Here is a 19853-nt window from a genome sequence, read left to right as displayed (position 1 = left end):
CATTCAAGGTCACTCCCACTCGATTGTCCCCGGAGGTTTCGAGGTGATGTCATAGGTGCAGCGATTGATGCCCTTGACCTCGTTTATGATCCGCGTGGCGGTCTCGCTCAGGAACTCGTGACTGAAGGGATAATAATCAGCCGTCATGCCGTCGACCGAGGTCACCGCCCGCAGCGCACAGGCATAGTCATAAGTACGCCCATCACCCATCACGCCAACGGTCCGAACCGGAAGGATCGCCACGAACGCCTGCCAGATTTCATCATACAGACCGTGCTTGCGGATCTGATCGATATAGACCGCGTCAGCCTCACGCAGAATATCCAGCTTTTCGCGGGTGATCTCCCCGGGACAGCGAATGGCCAGGCCGGGGCCAGGGAAGGGGTGACGACCGATGAAGCTTTGCGGCAAGCCCAGTTCACGCCCCAATGCGCGCACCTCGTCCTTGAACAGCTCGCGCAGGGGCTCGACCAGTTTCAAGCCCATCTTTTCGGGCAGGCCGCCCACGTTGTGGTGGCTCTTGATGGTGACCGAGGGGCCACCGCTGAACGAAACCGACTCGATCACGTCGGGATACAGCGTGCCTTGGGCAAGGAATTCCGCGCCTTCAATTGTGTCGGCATGTTTCTGGAACACATCGATGAACAGCCTGCCAATGATCTTGCGCTTGGTTTCCGGGTCGGACTGGCCTTCCAGTTCCCCAAGGAACAACTCTGTTTCATCTGCATGGATCAGCTGGATGTTGTAATTGTCGCGGAACATCGAAACGACTTCCTGCGCCTCGTTCTTGCGCAAAAGACCGTGATCGACAAATACACACGTCAACTGGTCTCCGATCGCCTCGTGTATCAGGATCGCCGCGACCGAGGAATCGACACCGCCCGACAGACCGCAGATTACCTTCTTGTCGCCCACTTGCCTGCGGATATCCTCGATGGCTTGCTCGCGATATGCACCCATCGTCCAGTCGCCTGTGAAACCTGCCAGTTTCACGAAGTTCTCGTACAGTTTTGCGCCCTTGGGAGTGTGGTGAACCTCGGGGTGAAACTGAACCGCATAGAAATGGCGGCTGACGTCTGCGGTTATGGCGAATGGCGCATTCGGGGATGTGCCATAGACCTCGAAACCGGGGGCGATCTTGCTGACGTGGTCGCCGTGGCTCATCCAGACCTGTTCCCTGCCATCGGCGAACCAGCCATCAAGAATGTCCAGACTGTTTTCGGGCGTAACATACGCACGTCCAAACTCGGCAGTGCCGTGACCGCTTTCGACTTTGCCGCCAAGCTGGTGCATCATCACCTGCTGGCCATAGCAGATACCGAGGATCGGCACGCCATAGTCAAAGATATCCTGCGGAGCGCGCGGGGACCCCTCGCGCGTCACGCTGTCCGGCCCACCCGAGAATATCACGGCCTTTGGCGCCATTTCGCGCACAAAGTCCATCGTGACGGTCTGATAGGGGTGGATTTCGCAATAGACGTTCAACTCGCGCAGGCGGCGCGCGATCAGCTGCGTCACCTGGCTGCCGAAATCGATGATGAGAAGGCGGTCATGGGATGTCTGGGTCATAGCCAGCGCTTTAGGAAATGTGGCTGGTGTTGACAACAATCTTCTGTCTGCCGAGAGGTCGCATCCTTCCTTTTTCGGTCTCCGGCGATGCGCTGAGGCCATGTCGAGTGCTTCTTGCCCCGTTCTGGCGTCCATACGCACACGATGTCGCTTTTTCCCCGATAGCGCCGTTATCCACATTCGGGCCGTTCAAGTGTTCCTGTAAATATTCATGAAAGCCAACCTAACCAAAAACGGGAACTTCTCATGTCCGAGGCAAACACCCGGCGCAGAGCACGTGGAGGCGGCGGTGCCGCGCGCCGTGCCGAGCGCACCGCAGTCCGAATCGAGACCGCGAAATACATTCAGCGCAACATTCCGAACTTCGAGATCCTGAACGAGGAAGCGCTGGAAATCATCGAGTACAACGCGGAAACGATTCTCGAAGAAGTTGGCGTCAATTTCCTCGACAATCCGGAAGCGCTTGAGCTTTGGCGTAAGGCAGGCGCCGATGTGGATGGTGAGCGCGTACGTATTCCTCGCGGCCTGGCCCGCAAGCTCTGCTCCACCGCCCCGTCGGAATTTACGCAACATGCCCGCAACACCGAGAAATCGGTTGTCATCGGGGGCCGCAACATGGTTCTGGCCCCGGTTTACGGCCCGCCATTCGTGCGCGACACGCAAGGTGGGCGCCGGTACGCCACCATGGACGATTTCAACAAGTTCGTGAAACTCGCCTACATGTCCAAGTGGTTGCACCATTCGGGCGGAACCGTGTGCGAGCCGACGGACATTCCGGTGAACAAACGCCATCTGGATATGCTGATGGCCCACATGACGCTCAGTGACAAACCCTTCATGGGTTCGGTCACAGATCCAAGCCGCGCGCAGGATTCGGTTGAAATGTGCGAGATCCTGTTCGGTAAGGAATTCGTGCAGAACAACACGGTGATGACCTCGCTCACCAACATCAACTCGCCGATGACATTCGATGACGTGATGATGGGATCGCTCGAGGTCTATGCCAGAAACAACCAGGCCTGCATCGTGTCGCCCTTTATCGTCGGCGGCGCCATGGCGCCCGTTTCCGTCGCCGGTACACTGACTCAGGTTCTGGCCGAGGTTCTGACCGGTATTGCATATTCGCAGCTGGTTCGTGCGGGCGCTCCGGTGATCTTTGGTGCGTTCGTGACATCGATCGACATGAATTCCGGCGCTCCGACATTCGGCACGCCCGAAGCCGCGCACATCACCTATGGTGCCGGTCAGCTCGCGCGTCGCCTTGGCGTCCCTTATCGTTCGGCCGGGTCGTTCTGCGGGTCGAAACTGCCGGATGCACAGGCGGCATATGAGACGGCGAATTCGCTGAACATGGGGCTTCTCTCGGGTGTGAACTTCATGCTGCATGCCTGTGGCTGGCTCGAAGGTGGCCTGGTCGCCGATTTCGAAAAGTTCGTCATGGATGCGGACCAGCTGGGCGTTCTGCACGGTCTGGCCAAAGGTGTCGCATATGACGAGAACGCTCAGGCCATGGACGCTATTCGCGAGGTTGGTCCGGGCGGGCACTATCTGGGTTGCGCGCACACGCAGGCGAACTTCAAGGATTCCTTCTGGAAAACCGAGCTGTTGGACTACAAGCCCTATGAAACCTGGGAAGACGAGGGCGCCCGCGACACGCGCGCCCTGGCATCGCAGAGGGTAGAGAACCTGTTGGCCAACTACCAACAGCCCCAGATGGACCCAGCGGTTCACGAGGCGCTTTCCGCCTATGTCGCGGAAAAGAAAGCGTCGATGCCGGATGCCTTTATGTAATTAAAACAATTGAGGGGCGCGGCTGGCTTGGTACAGCTGCGCCTCGCCCATGAGCGCAATCAACAGGTCCAGATGGTGGACCAGTGAATAACCCGTGTCCCGTGACCGGCGCTGCTCATCCACTTCCCGCTCCATATCCATCAGACGCATAAGCGCAGCCCCCGAGCCGGGAATTGTCCCATATCCCAAAATCCTTTGCAGGTGCCGGTTTCGATTGTACTCCTGCGCACCGTGCCTTGCTGCTCTGATCAATACACGAGGGCGGCGAAGGGTCGACAAAATCGTGGTGATGTCCTGCATGGTGCCTCCATGAATGCGTTTGGAATGACGTCGTTCATGGCACAACTAAAACGGGTGTTGCGCCGTGATGAATACAAGCGCTCGTTGGTTTCACCAGTGTTTATCATTTTAAACGAATTCTACCTGACGCCGCGTGGTTTTAACGAACGAGTAACGAAGTCAACTCTAGGTAGATTTTGTTAACCTTAAATCCGCGGGCAAATTCGAAATTTGAGTCAACGTAGATGAGGGCGCAAAATCATGGAAAATAGCACTGCAATGTCCGTTCCGGCTTGGGTTCCAGAAGGTGCGCAACGATACCTTGCCCATACCGAAGCCGGACGGTCGATCAGGGATTTGGCTCGTTCCGCAGGGTGTCATGCCTCGACGATACTGCGTCAAATCCGAAAGATCGAAATGCGGCGCGACGATCCCCTGGTCGATGCTGCCCTTCAATCCCTGGCCGAAAAGCACTTTCCCCCTCTCACAACGCTCGGCCAAAGAAAAGGAGCCGAACCGACCGCTCGAACCTTGGGGACTCCCGAGCAACGCGAAATGACGTCAAGTGCCGACCTGTTCAATCAGGAAGCGGTTCGGATCCTGCGGCGTCTCTGCGAATCCGGGGCGGTCCTGGCAGTTGCCGAGGACATGGACAAGGCCGTCGTGGTTCGGGATGGCGGAGCGGGCGATGCAACGAGAACGGCTGTGGTCGACTGCAGAATCGCCCAGGGTCTGGCGTTGAAAGATTGGATATCTTGCGACAAGCCCGGACGTATCAGCCGGTATCATATCACTGCAACCGGTCGAAATGCACTGGGGAGCCTTTTGGCCGAGAATGAAAATCAGGCACGTGCGCGCAAGGACCGTGGTTTTGCCGAGATGCCGGCCCGTTTCATTGGACAGCGGAAGGCGGTTGTTGAGGCGCGTGATACTTGCTTGAACGAAGAAGGACCCCGTCGGGTTCGGTACTCGGCTGTCGAAAGCCCATTGGCCGCGCTTGCAAGACGTCGTGACCGGGAAGGAAAGCCCTTTCTCAACGATGCTCTTGTACGCGCGGGCGAGCGTTTGCGCGAAGACTTCGAACTGGCGCAAATGGGTCCCAATGTCACTCAGAACTGGGACAGGTTTCTGACAGCGGGATGCGGCAGAGAAATCGTGAACGGCGAAGCAGGGTCCGGTGCCGCTTCCCGCGCACGCGACAGGGTGGCGCGCGCGCTGACGGATCTGGGGCCGGGGTTGAGCGATGTCGCATTGCGGTGCTGCTGCTATCTTGAGGGGCTGGAGCTAGCAGAAAAACGCATGGGGTGGTCGGCGCGTTCGGGGAAAGTCGTTCTGCGTATCGCGCTGCAACGATTGAAACGGCACTATGACGGGCAGGCGGAAAGCGACCAGTTGATCGGTTGACCGGCCTTCGTCCAAACCGGTGCTGGGCAAAGGAATAATTTTGCCTTGTGGACATGGTGGGGTTTGATAATCATCCCTTATGTCATTCACGCTCAGACAGCTCAGGTATTTCAAGGCGTTGGCCGAACAACGAAACTTCGGCCGCGCCGCGTCGGTTTGCCATGTCTCGCAACCCGCTTTGTCTGTTCAGATCAAGGCCCTTGAAGATCTGATGGGCGGCGCGCTGGTCGAACGGCAAGCGCGTGACGTTGTCCTGACGCCCTTGGGGCGCGATGTTCTGGCTCATGCAAATGATGTGTTGGTCACCGCCGACAGGCTTGACCGGCTGGCGCGGGATCAGACCCGGGGCTACAGATCGTTGTCTCTGGGTCTGATACCCACCATGGCCCCATATCTGCTGCCGGGTGTTCTGGCGTCCCTGCGGGCACGGGATTTGTCTTTGCGTGTGAAGATCCGCGAGGCGCGAACCGAACAACTTTTGTCCGCTTTGCGGTCGGGTGAAATCGACGCTGCGGTTCTCGCGCTGCCAACCGGTGACAACGGCTTTGTCGAAACGGCCCTGTTCGAGGACCGGTTTCTTTTGGCGGGTTCCGCCTCGCGGCTTGTTTCCCTGACCTCAGGCCCAGACACGCTGCGTCCGATCGACCTGCAAAAGGCGCATCTGATGCTGTTGGAGGATGGCCATTGCCTGACCGATCAGGCGCTGGAGGTTTGCGGGCAGAACCGGCAAAGCAGCGGCATCAACATGGGGGCCTCGTCGCTTGGAACCTTGACGCGGCTGGTTGCCGAAGGGTTCGGTCTGACCTTGATGCCGGAACTGTCGTTGCGATCCGAATGCTCGGCGGTTCCCGAACTGAAACTGTTACGGTTCAACCAGCCCGAACCGTTCCGGACCGTCGGCCTGATCCGAAGGGAAGCGACCCGGGATACCGAATGGTTTGAGGATCTGGCACAGGTGATCCGCGACGTTGGGCGACAGATCGTTCAGGCAACCCGTACCGTCTAACAGGAAAACCCGCGGGTATCCGCGGGTTTTCGGTTCATGGTCCAGAACTCAGGCCATGACCTCGGCCTTGGCTTCCGTCAGATGCTTGAGAACCGTTTCCGGCGACGAAACGCCATAAGGATCGTCGGGGCAGTTATCCATCAGGCCCGGTTCTTCGAACCACGCTTCGACGACACCGTCCTTGACGATGGCTGCATACCGCCAGGAGCGCATGCCAAAACCCAGATTGTCCTTGTCGACCAGCATGCCCATTTTGCGGGTGAACTCGCCCGAACCGTCCGGGATCACCTTGACGTTTTCCAGCTTCTGGTCCAGCGCCCACTTGTTCATGACAAAGCTGTCGTTGACGGACATGCAATAGATCTCGTCGATGCCGTTGGCCTTGAACTCGTCAAAACCCTTTTCGAATCCCGGCAGCTGATAGGTCGAGCAGGTTGGGGTGAACGCGCCCGGCAGCGAGAACAGGACGACCCGCTTTCCCGCGAAATAATCTGCGGTGGTCTTGTCTTCCCAACGATACGGGTTCGGGCCGCCTGCGGCTTCATCCCGTACGCGGGTGTGGAAAGTCACGTCGGGCAGTTTTGCGCCTGCTTTCATGGTCTTGCTCCTTGCGGGTTCACGATTTCGGAGCGGACCTATGTCGATTCTTAAGCCGCTTCAACGGCTAAAACCGCGTCAAATTGCGTCGATACAAAGACGAGCAGGAAACGGTGCGCATGAGGCGAATTTTGCGGCGTCGAACTCAGGGCAGGCGGGCTCAAACCTGTTGCGCTTGCGCCTCTTCGACCTGTTCATCGACATCGTCAAAGGTTTTCTCGCACTTCTTGTAGATGTCCGAAACGACCTTGATGAGGTTGTTCAATGCCTGCTTTTCCTTTGGATCCTTGATGTCCTTGATTTCCTTGCGCATCTTCTTCGCTGCGGCGGCAATTTCATCGTTCAGCTTTTCCAGCGAGGCAAGCTCGGACTTGGCCATGGACAGCGACTTTTCCGCTTTCTTGAGGTCCTTGTCGAGGTTCGCCTTGGTCGTCTTGCAATAATGCGTAATCTTCCGTTCCGCCGCCGATATCTTGCGTTCCGTCTTTTTACGCTGGTCCGCCTGCATCGACTTGGGAAACTCGGGCGGCGAAGTCTTCTTGACCGCGTCCGCAACGATTTTTTCGGCGGAAGCTTTGATCTTGCGCGCATAAAAGATCACGTGAACAGGCAGACCGCTGGCCTGCTTGCCGGCTTTTTGCAGTTCGGGAAGGGCGGCTTTGACGTCCTTGATGGTGGCTTCGATCTTGGCGGCATCGCCCCCGGCCTTGCCGTTCTTGACTTCCTTTTCGACTTTGTCGCACTGCTTTTTCAGCTTGGAATGCAGCGTATCCGCACGTTTGGAGAAATCGGTCAATTCGTCAATGTTTTCATGATGTTTCTTGACGGCCTTGGTCCAATCCTCCAGAGCCTTCTTGTAGGTATTGTCATCCTTGAAATCGTCCGCTTTCTTTCCGTCGTGCCCGCCCTTGCGGGCCTCTTCGATGGCTTCGGAAACCAGATCTTCCTTTTTCCAGACCTGGTTCAACCAGTCAGTGACGTCTTTTTTCAGCTTTTTTCCATGGGCGGCGGAAATCCCTTTGAGTTCCTTTTCCAAGCCTTTGAATTCTTTAACCAACTTCTCCGCTTCGCTTGGCATTGCCGACCTCCGCTAAAAAAACAACATTGCCACCCAGTATCAGACCGGGCCCGCAACTTGGCAAGCGTGCTGATCAATACACCAGACGCGCGAAACGGTGTCGCGCATAGCGGCCATGCGTCGCTGGCGTTACACTGGGCGAACAAATATGATAGGGGGCGAACAACTGGTCTCAATCATTAGGTAACCGCCCGTGCGCGATCTGAAAATTCCCGAGCAACGCCACCCCGAAAAAGCGCATCGCAAGGACAATGCGCAACCCAAGAAACCCAGCTGGATTCGCGTCAAGGCGCCGGGCGGAAAGGGATATGCCGATACGCACAGAATCATGCGCGACAACAATCTCGTGACCGTGTGCGAAGAGGCCGGTTGCCCCAATGTCGGGGAATGCTGGTCTCAGGGGCACGCAACCATGATGATCATGGGCGAAATCTGTACGCGGGGGTGCACGTTCTGCAACATCGCCACGGGTCGTCCTGACGAACTGGATGCGTTTGAGCCGGGCCGCGTCGCACATGCCGTCGAAAAGCTGGGCCTGAACCACGTGGTCATCACCTCGGTGGATCGTGACGATCTGGTGGATGGCGGGGCCGAACATTTTGCTCAGACGATCCGCGCCGTCCGTCATCGTTCGCCCAGCACTACGATTGAAATCCTGACACCGGACTTCCTGAAATGCGACCCTTCCGTGCTCGAAGTCGTGGTCGAGGCGAAACCGGATGTTTTCAACCACAATCTCGAAACCGTCCCCGGCCTGTACCCCGAGGTTCGCCCCGGCGCGCGGTATTTCCATTCGCTGCGCCTGTTGCAGAAGGTCAAGGAACTGGACCCGGCAATGTTCACCAAATCCGGCATCATGGTCGGGTTGGGCGAGACCGAACAACAGGTGCGTCAGGTCATGGACGACATGCGCGCGGCCGACATCGATTTCCTGACCATCGGGCAATATCTGCAACCCACGCCAAAGCATCATGGCGTTGACCGTTTCGTCACGCCCGAGGAATTCGCCGCCTACGAGAAAGCGGCCTATGGCAAGGGGTTCCTGATGGTGTCCGCGACACCGCTTACCCGGTCTTCGTACCACGCCGGCAATGATTTCGCCCGCCTGCGCGAGGCCCGGATGAAGAAGCTCGGTCAGGCATGACGCCCGAAACGCTGGAACGGCTGACAGCTATCCGGCATGAACTGCACCAGCACCCCGAGGTATCGGGCGCTGAGGTGCAAACGGCTGTGCGCATTGCCGAGCTGCTGCAGCGCCATGCCCCGGATCAGATCGTCACCGGAATCGGGGGGCACGGTATTGCCGCGCTGTTCGACAGCGGCACGGCGGGGCCAACCGTTGGGATACGCTGCGAGTTGGACGCGCTCCCGATCGAGGAACTTACCGGCGCGGCCTACTCGTCCAGGTACCCCGGCAAAGGACACTTGTGCGGCCATGACGGCCACATGACCATGGTACTGGGCGTGGCCGAATCTCTCGCCGCAGAACGCCCTAAACGCGGTCGCGTAGTGCTGATTTTTCAGCCGGCCGAGGAAACCGGGAAGGGCGCAATTGCGTTTCGCGGTGATCCCAGGTTTGTACAATTTGAACCAGACTATGTTTTTTCCCTGCACAATTTGCCCAGTTTGGAGCTTGGGGCCGTCGAACTTTGTACAAGAGCAACGAACTGTGCCTCGCGTGGAATGCGCGTCGTTCTGACCGGAAAGACCTCTCACGCGGCCGCGCCGCAGGATGGAATATCTCCCGCTGACGCAATGGTACAACTGATGCCTGCGCTTTCCGGCCTGGGACAGGGTGGCGAACTGAACGATGACTACGCCCTGACGACACTGACGCATGCGGAACTCGGGCAACCGACATTTGGTGTTGCACCCGGACGGGGAGAGGTCTGGGTCACGCTCCGCACCGTATCCGACGCCCGTATGGAACGCTTGGTTGCCGACGCAGAGGCCCTTGTTTACAGCGAGGCAAAGGCGGCGGGACTGGGCGTGGAAATCACCTATGACGATGTGTTCGACGCTTGTGTAAACCATTGGGAAGCCGTGAAAATTCTGGAAAAAGCATGCCGTTCGAAAAAGGTTTCTTTGAACCTGACAAGCGTGCCGCAGCGGTTCTCCGAAGATTTCGGCCAGTTCGGCAAGGGCGCGCGGTCGGCAATGTTCTGGTTGGGGGCCGGGCGGGATCACCCGCAGTTGCACAATCCCGACTATGATTTTCCCGACCAACTCATTCCGGTGGGAACCGGTATTTTCCTCGCCGCAACACGTGAATTGCTGGGGTAAAACCCGTCAAGGCCGCAGTTTGAGCGGTTTGGTCTGGGCCCAGTCGGGCCACCAGCCAAGGTATTCGATACCCACGACGACAAGACACAACAGGATCACGCCAAAAACCAGCTTCACCCGCTTCTCCGATGGCGGGCGCCGAGCCCATTTCGCCATGCGCAATAAATGAAGAATTTTCATTGACTTATCGAAATTTGAAACGTGGTTCAGACGGCTTCCTGAATGAAACGGACCTTGCCGATATAAGGAAGGTTTCGATTGCGTTGCGCATAGTCGATGCCATAACCCACGACGAATTCATCAGGGATTTCGAACCCGACCCAATCGGATCGGAAATCCACCTCGCGGCGGCTCGGTTTATCGAGCAGCGCGATGGATTTCAGACGTTTTGGATTGCGGCTGATCAGCAGGTTCGTGACATGGTTCAAGGTATGGCCGGTGTCGACAATATCTTCGACCACCAGCACATCACGTCCTTCAATTGCGGCGCGTAAGTCTTTGAGAATTCGAACTTCTCTACTGCTTTCCATTGAATCGCCATATGAGGACGCTTCAAGGAAATCCACTTCGATCGGAAGCTCCAGTTCCCGAACCAGATCAGCGATGAATACAAAGCTGCCGCGCAACAAACCGACAACGACCAGCTTGTCGGTGTCGTTGAATTCGGTGGAAATTTCCCGGCACAACTCTTCGATTCTTGCGGCAATGGCCTTGGCCGAGATCATCTCATCTATCACATAGGCGCGCTGGCTCATGTCACCCCCCTTGATCTTTCGGCCGCAACATACGACATGACGCGCCATTGTCACCAAGTAAAACCGGAACTGATGCCTGTACACTCGGAAACCCGTCACCTGCCTTACACCGCCCAGCAGATGTACGATCTGGTCGCCGACGTGGCCAAGTACCCCCAATTCCTGCCCTGGTGCGCAGCCGCCCGGATAAGGCGAACCTATTCGCTTGGAGAGGCTCAGGTGATGGAAGCGGATCTGGTCATTTCGTTCAAAGTGTTTCGCGAACGCTTCGGCAGCCGGGTGACCCTGTTTCCCGACCAAAAGAAAATCGACACCGAATACCTCGACGGTCCGTTTCGGTATCTGAAATCCGACTGGGCATTCGAGGACGCGCCAGATGGTGGGTGCAACGTGTCGTTCCACGTTGACTTCGAGTTCAGGAATACAGTCCTTCAAGGCATAATCGGTGTTGTGTTCAACGAGGCAATGCACCGGATCGTCAGGGCATTTGAAAAACGCGCGGTCGACTTGTACGGCTGAGGCTTTACCCGCGCTGAACCAGCGCTAGACTGCGCCTCATGACGGATTTCACATCTCAGTTGGCCGCTTTTGTCGCGGGGCCTGTCTCGACGAGCGCACAGGCCCGCATCGTAGCTTCGCTTTCGGCGCTGGATTGGTTGGCGGTCGGACGGGCGGGGGCGAACGAACCTGTTGCCCGGATCGTTCGGGATATGGTTCTGGAGGAGAGTGGCGCATCGCAAGCCCGATTGTTCGGGCAAGGAACCGCCCCGATGCGCGGAGCCGCCTTGGTCAATGGCACCATTTCCCACGCGCTTGACTATGACGACACGCATTTTGCCCATATCGGTCATCCGTCTGTCGCCGTTTTTCCTGCCGCGCTGGCAATGGCGGAATGGAGCGACCGCATGCTCGTGGAGATGCTTGAAGCCGCTCTTGTCGGGATGGAGCTTTCAATTCGCGTAGGGCTTTGGCTGGGGCGTGGGCATTATCAGGCCGGGTTTCACCAAACTGCCACAGCCGGTGCCTTTGGCGCAGCGGCGGCGGCCAGCCGTATGGCGGGATTGAACGAGCAACAAATCGAGCGAGTTCTGGGTCTCACCGCGACTCGTGCGGCGGGGCTTAAGGCGCAATTCGGAACCATGGGCAAACCCTATAACGCGGGAATTGCTGCATCGAATGGTATTGAGGCGGTTCTGTTGGTGCAGCGTGGATTTGAACCCAGCGAAATGGCACTGGAAGGCCCGTTCGGTTTTGGTGCAACCCATCATGGGGCCGGAAATACCAACGCAGCGCTGGACGGCCTGGGGGAGAACTGGCTGTTCGAAAACGTCAGTCACAAGTTCCATGCCTGCTGTCACGGTCTGCATGCTGCTTTGGAAGCCGGGCTGAAGCTGGATATCGCCGAACCCGAAGTGGCGGAGATCACCATTAAAACCCACCCCAGATGGATGAGCGTTTGCAATCAGTCGGCTCCGACAGGGGGGCTTGGGGCGAAGTTTTCTTACCGCACGGTGATGGCAATGCAGGCACTGGGTTATGACACCGCAAGACTTGACAGCTATTCCGACAAGGTCTGTTCCGATCCACGCCTGATTTCGCTGCGCGAAAGTATAACGGTCGAGCAGGATGAAACCTTGTCCGAGACCCAATCGCGCTTAACTCTTCTGCGCCGGGATGGCGTCAAGCGGGAGGCCGAACATGACTTGGCGGCTCCTATCTCGTTGTCAGATCGGGAATCCCGTGTAAGGGAGAAGGCCGCGAAACTGATTGGACAACAACAGGCGGACGAGGTCTGGTCTCTGCTCCGAACGGGTGGGCGGGCGTCGGACCTTGCTGACCGGTTGGGCGGCGCATGACCAAGTTAAAGAAAAAGCGGACCCCCAAGAGGCCCGCTTTTGCCCTTGCGGGCGGCAGAGCATGCCAAGGTGGGCTTAGCTACTCATGTCATAGGCCCGCTCGCCGTGGACAGAGAGGTCGAGCCCGTTTGTTTCGGTCTCGGCATCTACGCGAAGCGGCGTGACGAGTGCAACCACCTTGACCAACACAATTGTGAAAACTGCCGTAAAGGCACCAACGATCACCAGCCCGCCCAGTTGGGCTGTCCAGCTTCCCAGCCCATAAGCGGCAATCATGATGGTGCCGAAAATGCCACCGACTCCGTGCACGGCGAACACGTCAAGCGTGTCATCGATCTTGAGCAGGTTGCGGACGACGTTGACCGCTTCCTGGCACAGAATCCCGGCAATGGCGCCGATAATCAGGGCCTGGACCGGATCGACGTAACCCGACGCGGGCGTTATCGACGCGAGGCCCGCGATGGTACCTGTAACAAGGCCGACCAGGGACGCCTTGCCGTATTTGATCCGCTCCCAAAGCGCCCATGTCAGCGAAGCGGTCGCAGCAGAGATATGTGTGACAGTCAATGCCATCGCCGCGCCACCATCCGCAGCCAGCTGCGAGCCGCCGTTGAAGCCGAACCAGCCAACCCAGAGCATCGCTGCGCCGATCATGACAAAACCCGGATTGTGCGGTGGAACCGTGCGGTTGCGACGTGGCCCAAGGAAAACTGCAATGATCAGGGCTGCAAGGCCGGCTGTTTCATGCACGACTATGCCGCCCGCAAAATCGCGTACACCGATTTCGCCTAAGATCCCTCCATCGGTCAGGATACCACCGCCCCAGATCCAATGAACCACCGGTGCGTAACAAAGCAGCATCCAGAGGCCCGAAAAGGTCAGGACAAAGCAAAATCCCACGCGTTCCACATATGCACCGATGATCAACGCCGGGGTGATGATGGCAAAGGTCATCTGGAAGGCGAAGAACAGGATCTCGGGCAATGTGCCCGACAGATTGTCTGGAGTAATGCCGACGAGAAATGCCTTGTCGAGCCCTCCCCAGATTCCTGATGTACCGTTGCCGAAGGCGATGGAATATCCAGCTATCATCCAAAGAACGCTCATGAGGCAAGCGATTGCGAAACAGTGCATGAACACGCTCAGCACGTTGCGTGCCCGAACGAGACCGCCATAGAACAGGGCAAGACCTGGCAGGGTCATGAAAAGGACCAGCGCAGTTGCGACGATGATCCAGGCTGTATCGGCTCCATTCATGGGCCGTTCTCCTTTCGACAAACGGGGCAACGCCTCGTTGAATGAGTGTGGAGAGCCTTGAACCCAAATGGCCGAGAGGAAAAAAGAGGCAGCCTGCAAAACGCCCGCCTCTTTATGCGTCTTTTGGTCAACTGTTGTCGTTTTATGCGCGTTTTGGCGCAATGTGCCTTATTTTTGAGCGATCCGAAGAAGCCCTTGTGCCAACAGGCTCAGCGCGTGCTCCTGGGCGGCAGTACGTACATTCTCCCGACCAAGCGCTCCGAACTCCACAGTTTCCGAGGTGGTCTCTATCCCATTCCCAGACAAACCAAAGCAGACTCGGCCTTCGGGTTTGAACTCTGATCCGCCCGGCCCTGCAATTCCGGTAACTGATACGGCAAGCTGCGCCCGTGAGTTCCGTAAGGCGCCTTCGGCCATTTGCTGCGCCACCTCTTCCGAAACGGCCCCCACTGTTTCCAGCGTGGCGGCAGAGACGCCCAGCATCTCCCGTTTGGCCTCGTTCGTGTACGTCACAAACCCGCGTTCAACCACGGCTGAACTGCCCGGAATTTCTGTCAATGCGGCTATGACCAGACCTCCGGTGCAGCTTTCTGCGGTGGCGATCATCACGTTCAATGCCTTGGCGCGATCAAGAAGGTCAGAGACGTTCACAACCCCAAAACCCCATGTGAGATAACCGCAAGTATGGCAACACCGACCGCCGCAAACGCTCCAGCGATGATATCATCCAGCATAACACCCATAGCATCGCCGCGCCGGTCGGCCCAGCCGACAGGACCCGGCTTGGTGATGTCAAACAGTCGAAACAGCAGGAAACCGGAAATCCAGCCTGGCCAAAGCGCGGTAATCTCGAATCCATGCGCCCAGGCCGGATAGGAAATGGCCCAAAGGGCGATGAACTGTCCGGCAACCTCATCAATGACAATCTCGGACGGGTCATGATCGTCTTGGCCCGCCGTCATTTTCCGGGTGGCCCAAAGACCGCCTAAGAAAACGGATACCGTCGCCAACGCCAGCAGAGGGAAGCCGCCGACCGTGTGCAGGCCCAAGGCCAGAGGTAAGGCCGCCAAAGATCCCCAGGTGCCGGGGGCAGGGCGCAAATAACCGACGCCGCAGACTGTTCCTATCAGTTGTGCCAGTGTCATGCGCGCACCAGGCAAGCCGTTGCGATCGAAGCGATTCCTTCACCGCGCCCGGTGAACCCCAACCGTTCTGAGGTTGTCGCCTTGACCGACACCTGATCTGGTCTGAGATCCATGATCTGCGCCATCTGTTCGCGCATACCTGCAGAATGCGGCCCGATCTTGGGGTATTCGCAAACCAAGGTGCAATCGATGTTCGACACCTTGAAGCCCATACTCGCCGCAAGTTGGATAGCGTGGCGCAGAAATATCTCGCTAGACGCTCCCTTCCATTGCGGATCCGATGGGGGGAAGTGTTGCCCGATATCGCCTTGCGCCAACGCACCGTAAATGGCGTCGGTCACGGCGTGCATCCCGACGTCGGCATCCGAATGGCCTTGCAGTCCACGGTCGTGTGGAACTTTGACACCACATAAGACTACATGATCTCCGTCGCCGAAGCGGTGCACGTCATAACCATTGCCAAGTCTGATATCCATGGCTGCTCCCAAAATTCGTTCTGCCCGCGCAAAGTCTTCGGGGCGGGTAATTTTCAGATTGTCCGGGTCACCCGGCACGATTGACACGTTGATTCCAGCCGCGCGCGCCACCTCAACATCATCTGCGGCACCACCCGGATGCGCGTCATGGGCCGCCCGGATAGTGGCATAGTGAAATCCTTGCGGTGTCTGGGCCGCAAAAAGCCCTGACCGGTCTTGTGTACCGGTGACGTGGTTCCCGTCACCGGTCCAAAGTGCGTCGGTTACTGGAATCCCGGGCGCTGCGGCGCAACTGCTGTTCAAAGCGTCAAGAACATCCTGAATGATCCTTTGTGATACGCACGGGCGCGCGACATCATGGATGAGGACGTGAGTGATGCCCAATCCCTCCAATTCACGAAGTCCGCTTTGAACCGAGCCAGCCCGATCCGTACCGCCCTTTGCCAGCAAGAGGCCGGATACCGAAAACTCTTGCCAAGCGGTGCTGTCTTCTTCTGACAGGACCAGTACGATTTGGTCCAACCCTGCTGCGTGAAATGCATCAAGGGTCCAGTCGATAACCCGACGTCCCGCCAATTGGCGCCACTGCTTGGGAGTTCCGCTACCTGCCCGTTGACCACGCCCGGCGGCGACGATGATGGCGGCGGTTTTCATTCAGGGAAGTTCTCCGTCGATACAGCCTCTGTTTAGGATGAGGTGAAAGCAGAGGCAATCACCGGACTCCAGGTGGTGAAAAATTATGCAAACTTCGAATTATTAACCTTGTGCCGTGGCGTTTCGTTGTTCAAATGCTGAAATTTCGGTATTCAAAACTCAACTGCACAAGGATTAAGCGTTTTGGACCTGCGTCTGGGTGAAAAAAAACTGAATCCGCCGGTTGTACTGGCACCCATGGCCGGAATCACAGACCGGCCCTTTCGTGACCTTGTGATGAATTTCGGTGCTGGCATGGTAGTCAGCGAAATGGTCGCCAGCCAGGAAATGGTGCAAGCCAAACCAGGTGTGCGAGAGCGGGCGGAACTATCGGCGGATGTCGAAAACACGGCGGTTCAACTGGCCGGGCGAGAGGCGCACTGGATGGCCGAGGCCGCAAAGCAGGTCGCGGATCGGGGCGCGCGGGTCATTGACATCAATATGGGATGCCCGGCCAAGAAGGTGACCAACGGATATTCCGGCTCTGCGCTTCTGAAAACTCCGGATCATGCGTTGAAGCTAATCGAGGCGGTGGTCGAGGCAGTCGACATTCCGGTGACACTGAAAACCCGGCTTGGTTGGGACGACAAATTGCTCAATGCCCCTGACGTGGCCAAGCGGGCAGCCGACGCCGGAGTATCAATGGTAACGATACACGGACGCACCCGGTGCCAGTTCTACAAGGGGCGTGCAAACTGGGTTGCAATCCGCGAGGTCAAAGAGGCCGTTTCAGTGCCGGTGATCGCCAACGGTGATATTACTGATCCCACCTCGGCGCGCCATGCTTTGGCCCGATCCGGTGCGGATGGCGTGATGGTTGGGCGCGGTGCGCAGGGTAAGCCGTGGATTCTCGCTCAGATTTGTCATGAACTTTATGGGGCGGAAGCGCCGGAAATTCCGATGGGCAACGATCTGATTGATGTGATCTCTGCTCACTATGAAGCAATGTTGGCGTTTTATGGGACCGATCTTGGCTTGCGCGTCGCGCGCAAGCACCTGGGGTGGTACATGGACGAGGCGGGAACAGGTGCGACGCTGCGCCGTGCGGTACTGACTTGTCGCGACCCACAAGAGGTTAAGCGAATTCTTCCGGATGCGTTGTTGGCAAGAAAGGAGGCGGCCGCATGACATTAGATCAGGATATCTGGACGTCACTTCCAGTACCCGCTTTCATCATCGACCCGGCGGATCGGATCGCTGACATCAACTCTGCCGGTGAAGGTTTTCTTAACGCCTCACGAAAATCTGTCATCGGTGAACCCGTCTGGGATCAGATCGCGGTGAATGCTCCGTTGGAGCCCGCGTTTGTGAAAGCGCGCAAAAACGGCACCCCTCTTTTTGTCAATGATGTCGATGTAGGTTCCGGCAACCGTAGCCCGCTGCAATGTGCTCTTCAGATTGCTCCGCTTGTTGGCCAACCGGGGTCGATGATCATGACCATCTCGCCGCGAGAGCTTTCGGGGCGGATGACTCTGAATCACTCGGTCAAGTCCGCCGCGCAGTCTGCAATCGGAATGGCCGAAATGTTGGCTCATGAAATCAAAAACCCCCTGGCGGGTATTACCGGTGCCGCTCAACTGCTTGGGATGAATGTGGACCCTCAGGACCTTGAATTGACGGATCTGATCGTCGCGGAAAGTCGGCGGATCGTGAAACTGCTGGAGCAGGTTGAGCAGTTCGGCAACCTCTCGCCCCCGGGTCTCAAACCCGTCAATATTCACGATGTATTGGATCGGGCACGCCGGTCGGCATTGCTGGGTTTCGGGGCGAACATGGCGATTGTCGAGAACTACGACCCGTCTTTGCCAATGGCTTATGGCGATCCGGACCAGTTGCTGCAGGTCGTTTTGAACCTGCTGAAAAACGCCGCCGAAGCGGCGGGAAGCGAAGGCGGCACAATACGACTGCGTACCTATTTTGAACATTCCTTCCGCTTGCGACGAAGCGACGGGTCCGGGCATTCACTTCCATTGCAGATCGAGATAGTCGATGATGGGCCGGGGTTGCCGGAAGACATCAAGGCCGACATCTTTGATCCGTTCGTGTCCGGGCGCGAGAATGGAACGGGCCTTGGGCTGGCTTTGGTCAGCAAAATTATTTCCGACCATGATGGATGGATATCGGTGGATTCGGTTCCAGGGCGAACCGTATTCCGCTTGTCACTTCGCCGCGCTCCGCGCGATGCGAACCCAGAGGAGAACATTTGATGGATGGCACAGTTCTGGTCGCCGACGACGACCGTACGATCCGAACGGTTCTTACGCAGGCCCTGACGCGGGCGGGGTGCAAAGTTCACGCAACCAGTTCGCTGACCACGTTGATGCGATGGGTCGGCGAGGGCAAGGGAGATGTCATCATTTCCGACGTGGTCATGCCGGACGGCAACGGGTTGGAGATGCTGCCGAAGATCGCCCAGGACCGGCCTGGCCTGCCGGTAATCGTGATTTCCGCGCAAAACACGATCATGACGGCCATTCAGGCGGCCGAGGCAGAAGCCTATGACTATTTGCCGAAACCGTTCGATTTGCCAGATCTGATGAAGCGGACGGCTCGCGCCTTGGAGCAAAAGCGACGTTCGCCTCCAGAACTGCGAGATGCTCGCAGTGAACGCCCCGAAGAACTGCCCTTGGTGGGACGTACACCGGTCATGCAAGCCTTGTACCGGTTGGTGGCGCGGGTAATGAACACGGATTTGCCGGTGATGATTTCGGGCGAAAGCGGCACCGGTAAATCGCTAATCGCCAGGGCCCTTCATGACTTTTCGGACCGTCGAACCTTGCCGTTTATCACTGTTACCGGCGCAGATCTGCGGGAACTGGACGGCCCGGCGCGTGTTCTGGCCCGGGTTCGCGGCGGTACATTGTTGATCGATGAGGTGGCGGATATCGAGGAAGATATTCAGGCGCGGATAGTTCGGATGATCGATTCTCCAGGCGATCACATTCCTAGGTTCATTGCCACCAGCCAAAGCGATCTGGCGGAAGCGATGGAAGGTGGACGCATGCGCCAGGATCTTTATTACCGCTTATGCGGGGCGACACTCCATGTGCCGGCTTTGCGCGAAAGGGTTGACGACATTCCCCTATTGGTTGAACATTTTTTGGCTCGCGAGGCAAATGACACCTCTTCGAAACGGTGGCTTGGAAAAGAGGCACTCGATCTCGTGCGACGGTATTCGTGGCCCGGAAATGTGAGGCAACTGGAAAACGCGGTTCGGAGGCTGGGCCTGACAAGCCGAGGGAACGAGATCGCTCGTTCGGAAGTCGAAGCGGTACTGGGCAGTCAGCCAGAGATTGAGCCAGTACTGGGTGGCGGCGATAAGGAGAAATTGTCAGCTTCGGTAGCACGCCACCTGCGCCGATATTTCGATCTGCATGGAAATATGCTGCCTGCGCCTGGGTTGTACCAAAGGATTCTGCGAGAGATCGAGGCGCCGTTGATTGAAATTGCGTTGGATGCGACTGGAGGCAATCAAGCAAAATGTGCAGACCTTCTGGGGATTAACCGGAATACACTTCGAAAAAAGATTACAGAACTCGATATAGAGGTGACACGACGCCGCAAACTGATGTAATATCGCCACACAAACCGTGGCAGCTGGGTGTCCACCCGGCAAAGACCACGAAATATTGCGGTAAGCCGCTTTTGCGGCACATCAGAATGA

Annotated in this window: 20 protein-coding genes; 10 read left to right on the top strand and 10 right to left on the bottom strand. The window is 57.5% G+C overall.

Translation table 11 applies throughout. The features are described 5' to 3' along the window. Positions 1–9 precede the first annotated feature (9 nt). On the bottom strand, positions 10–1569 hold the full coding sequence (gene guaA, locus AC2FMY_RS06530; protein ID WP_496743897.1) for a glutamine-hydrolyzing GMP synthase: 1560 nt from the start codon (positions 1567–1569) through the stop codon (positions 10–12). Between the two features lie 246 nt (positions 1570–1815). Between guaA and AC2FMY_RS06525 the strand changes: the two genes are divergently transcribed. Continuing rightward, positions 1816–3360: a trimethylamine methyltransferase family protein gene (locus AC2FMY_RS06525; protein WP_480750897.1), complete on the top strand. Its 1545-nt coding sequence runs from the start codon at positions 1816–1818 to the stop codon at positions 3358–3360. Here AC2FMY_RS06525 and AC2FMY_RS06520 read toward each other — a convergent pair whose 3' ends face one another. Continuing rightward, complete coding sequence (locus AC2FMY_RS06520) at positions 3361–3660, bottom strand: DUF6477 family protein (protein WP_480750898.1); 300 nt, start codon at positions 3658–3660, stop codon at positions 3361–3363. A 240-nt stretch (positions 3661–3900) separates the two neighbouring features. Here AC2FMY_RS06520 and AC2FMY_RS06515 point away from each other — a divergent pair, with 240 nt between their 5' ends. Then, on the top strand, positions 3901–5043 hold the full coding sequence (locus AC2FMY_RS06515) for a DUF6456 domain-containing protein (protein ID WP_496743899.1): 1143 nt from the start codon (positions 3901–3903) through the stop codon (positions 5041–5043). Between the two features lie 79 nt (positions 5044–5122). Continuing rightward, on the top strand, positions 5123–6049 hold the full coding sequence (locus tag AC2FMY_RS06510) for a LysR substrate-binding domain-containing protein (protein ID WP_496743900.1): 927 nt from the start codon (positions 5123–5125) through the stop codon (positions 6047–6049). Positions 6050–6097: 48 nt separating this feature from the next. On the opposite strand, the gene AC2FMY_RS06505 is transcribed toward AC2FMY_RS06510, so the two are convergent. Continuing rightward, positions 6098–6646 carry a peroxiredoxin gene (locus AC2FMY_RS06505; RefSeq protein ID WP_480750901.1) on the bottom strand — a complete coding sequence of 183 codons (549 nt, stop codon included), beginning with the start codon at positions 6644–6646 and terminating at the stop codon, positions 6098–6100. A gap of 160 nt (positions 6647–6806) precedes the next feature. Beyond that, positions 6807–7724 (bottom strand): hypothetical protein, encoded by a 918-nt coding sequence (locus AC2FMY_RS06500; protein ID WP_496743902.1) that lies wholly within the window; start codon positions 7722–7724, stop codon positions 6807–6809. Positions 7725–7917: 193 nt separating this feature from the next. Between AC2FMY_RS06500 and lipA the strand changes: the two genes are divergently transcribed. Both lipA and AC2FMY_RS06490 read left to right on the top strand, forming a co-directional pair. Continuing rightward, positions 7918–8868, top strand: a complete 951-nt coding sequence (gene lipA, locus AC2FMY_RS06495; RefSeq protein WP_496743904.1) for a lipoyl synthase — start codon at positions 7918–7920, stop codon at positions 8866–8868. Next, on the top strand, positions 8865–10007 hold the full coding sequence (locus AC2FMY_RS06490) for an amidohydrolase (protein WP_496743906.1): 1143 nt from the start codon (positions 8865–8867) through the stop codon (positions 10005–10007). The genes lipA and AC2FMY_RS06490 overlap by 4 nt, the downstream gene beginning before the upstream one ends. Before the next feature lie 6 nt (positions 10008–10013). Here AC2FMY_RS06490 and AC2FMY_RS06485 read toward each other — a convergent pair whose 3' ends face one another. Further along, complete coding sequence (locus AC2FMY_RS06485) at positions 10014–10187, bottom strand: hypothetical protein (protein WP_496807149.1); 174 nt, start codon at positions 10185–10187, stop codon at positions 10014–10016. A gap of 26 nt (positions 10188–10213) precedes the next feature. Next, positions 10214–10762, bottom strand: coding sequence for a hypoxanthine phosphoribosyltransferase (hpt, locus tag AC2FMY_RS06480; protein WP_496743907.1), 549 nt, complete (start codon positions 10760–10762; stop codon positions 10214–10216). Positions 10763–10834: 72 nt separating this feature from the next. Here hpt and AC2FMY_RS06475 point away from each other — a divergent pair, with 72 nt between their 5' ends. Both AC2FMY_RS06475 and AC2FMY_RS06470 read left to right on the top strand, forming a co-directional pair. Then, positions 10835–11281 carry a type II toxin-antitoxin system RatA family toxin gene (locus AC2FMY_RS06475; RefSeq protein WP_480750906.1) on the top strand — a complete coding sequence of 149 codons (447 nt, stop codon included), beginning with the start codon at positions 10835–10837 and terminating at the stop codon, positions 11279–11281. A 38-nt stretch (positions 11282–11319) separates the two neighbouring features. Continuing rightward, the gene (locus AC2FMY_RS06470; protein ID WP_496743909.1) at positions 11320–12618 is read left to right on the top strand and encodes an MmgE/PrpD family protein; all 1299 of its coding nucleotides are present in this window, start codon (positions 11320–11322) and stop codon (positions 12616–12618) included. A 75-nt stretch (positions 12619–12693) separates the two neighbouring features. Here the strand turns inward: AC2FMY_RS06470 and AC2FMY_RS06465 are convergent, their stop codons facing one another. The 4 genes from AC2FMY_RS06465 to AC2FMY_RS06450 form a co-directional block, all read right to left on the bottom strand. Beyond that, entirely contained in the window at positions 12694–13875 is a 1182-nt protein-coding gene (locus AC2FMY_RS06465; protein ID WP_496743911.1) for an ammonium transporter, read from the bottom strand. Between the two features lie 168 nt (positions 13876–14043). After that, entirely contained in the window at positions 14044–14526 is a 483-nt protein-coding gene (locus AC2FMY_RS06460) for a CinA family protein (protein WP_496743913.1), read from the bottom strand. Beyond that, on the bottom strand, positions 14523–15020 hold the full coding sequence (locus AC2FMY_RS06455; protein ID WP_496743915.1) for a phosphatidylglycerophosphatase A family protein: 498 nt from the start codon (positions 15018–15020) through the stop codon (positions 14523–14525). Before AC2FMY_RS06455 ends, AC2FMY_RS06460 begins: the two co-directional genes overlap by 4 nt. Beyond that, entirely contained in the window at positions 15017–16150 is a 1134-nt protein-coding gene (locus AC2FMY_RS06450; RefSeq protein WP_496743916.1) for a bifunctional 2-C-methyl-D-erythritol 4-phosphate cytidylyltransferase/2-C-methyl-D-erythritol 2,4-cyclodiphosphate synthase, read from the bottom strand. Before AC2FMY_RS06450 ends, AC2FMY_RS06455 begins: the two co-directional genes overlap by 4 nt. Before the next feature lie 183 nt (positions 16151–16333). Between AC2FMY_RS06450 and dusB the strand changes: the two genes are divergently transcribed. The 3 genes from dusB to AC2FMY_RS06435 are packed head-to-tail and all read left to right on the top strand — an operon-like array spanning position 16334 to position 19763. After that, a complete protein-coding gene (gene dusB, locus AC2FMY_RS06445; protein ID WP_480750912.1) occupies positions 16334–17317 on the top strand; it encodes a tRNA dihydrouridine synthase DusB in 984 nt (327 codons plus the stop codon). Further along, complete coding sequence (locus tag AC2FMY_RS06440) at positions 17314–18396, top strand: two-component system sensor histidine kinase NtrB (RefSeq protein WP_480750913.1); 1083 nt, start codon at positions 17314–17316, stop codon at positions 18394–18396. The genes dusB and AC2FMY_RS06440 overlap by 4 nt, the downstream gene beginning before the upstream one ends. Beyond that, complete coding sequence (locus AC2FMY_RS06435; protein ID WP_496746430.1) at positions 18396–19763, top strand: response regulator; 1368 nt, start codon at positions 18396–18398, stop codon at positions 19761–19763. Before AC2FMY_RS06440 ends, AC2FMY_RS06435 begins: the two co-directional genes overlap by 1 nt. Positions 19764–19853: the final 90 nt, after the last annotated feature.

The organism is Ruegeria sp. YKSE079 (assembly GCF_059612845.1).
This window is presented reverse-complemented; position numbering and strand designations above follow the sequence as displayed.

What these genes read in the sequence shown, in the direction of transcription:
- guaA (WP_496743897.1), bottom strand. Translation starts at nt 1,569, where the DNA reads ATGACCCAGACATCCCATGACCGCCTTCTCATCATCGATTTCGGCAGC.
- AC2FMY_RS06525 (WP_480750897.1), top strand. Translation starts at nt 1,816, where the DNA reads ATGTCCGAGGCAAACACCCGGCGCAGAGCACGTGGAGGCGGCGGTGCC.
- AC2FMY_RS06520 (WP_480750898.1), bottom strand. Translation starts at nt 3,660, where the DNA reads ATGCAGGACATCACCACGATTTTGTCGACCCTTCGCCGCCCTCGTGTA.
- AC2FMY_RS06515 (WP_496743899.1), top strand. Translation starts at nt 3,901, where the DNA reads ATGGAAAATAGCACTGCAATGTCCGTTCCGGCTTGGGTTCCAGAAGGT.
- AC2FMY_RS06510 (WP_496743900.1), top strand. Translation starts at nt 5,123, where the DNA reads ATGTCATTCACGCTCAGACAGCTCAGGTATTTCAAGGCGTTGGCCGAA.
- AC2FMY_RS06505 (WP_480750901.1), bottom strand. Translation starts at nt 6,646, where the DNA reads ATGAAAGCAGGCGCAAAACTGCCCGACGTGACTTTCCACACCCGCGTA.
- AC2FMY_RS06500 (WP_496743902.1), bottom strand. Translation starts at nt 7,724, where the DNA reads ATGCCAAGCGAAGCGGAGAAGTTGGTTAAAGAATTCAAAGGCTTGGAA.
- AC2FMY_RS06490 (WP_496743906.1), top strand. Translation starts at nt 8,865, where the DNA reads ATGACGCCCGAAACGCTGGAACGGCTGACAGCTATCCGGCATGAACTG.
- AC2FMY_RS06485 (WP_496807149.1), bottom strand. Translation starts at nt 10,187, where the DNA reads ATGAAAATTCTTCATTTATTGCGCATGGCGAAATGGGCTCGGCGCCCG.
- hpt (WP_496743907.1), bottom strand. Translation starts at nt 10,762, where the DNA reads ATGAGCCAGCGCGCCTATGTGATAGATGAGATGATCTCGGCCAAGGCC.
- AC2FMY_RS06475 (WP_480750906.1), top strand. Translation starts at nt 10,835, where the DNA reads ATGCCTGTACACTCGGAAACCCGTCACCTGCCTTACACCGCCCAGCAG.
- AC2FMY_RS06470 (WP_496743909.1), top strand. Translation starts at nt 11,320, where the DNA reads ATGACGGATTTCACATCTCAGTTGGCCGCTTTTGTCGCGGGGCCTGTC.
- AC2FMY_RS06465 (WP_496743911.1), bottom strand. Translation starts at nt 13,875, where the DNA reads ATGAATGGAGCCGATACAGCCTGGATCATCGTCGCAACTGCGCTGGTC.
- AC2FMY_RS06455 (WP_496743915.1), bottom strand. Translation starts at nt 15,020, where the DNA reads ATGACACTGGCACAACTGATAGGAACAGTCTGCGGCGTCGGTTATTTG.
- AC2FMY_RS06450 (WP_496743916.1), bottom strand. Translation starts at nt 16,150, where the DNA reads ATGAAAACCGCCGCCATCATCGTCGCCGCCGGGCGTGGTCAACGGGCA.
- AC2FMY_RS06440 (WP_480750913.1), top strand. Translation starts at nt 17,314, where the DNA reads ATGACATTAGATCAGGATATCTGGACGTCACTTCCAGTACCCGCTTTC.
- AC2FMY_RS06435 (WP_496746430.1), top strand. Translation starts at nt 18,396, where the DNA reads ATGGATGGCACAGTTCTGGTCGCCGACGACGACCGTACGATCCGAACG.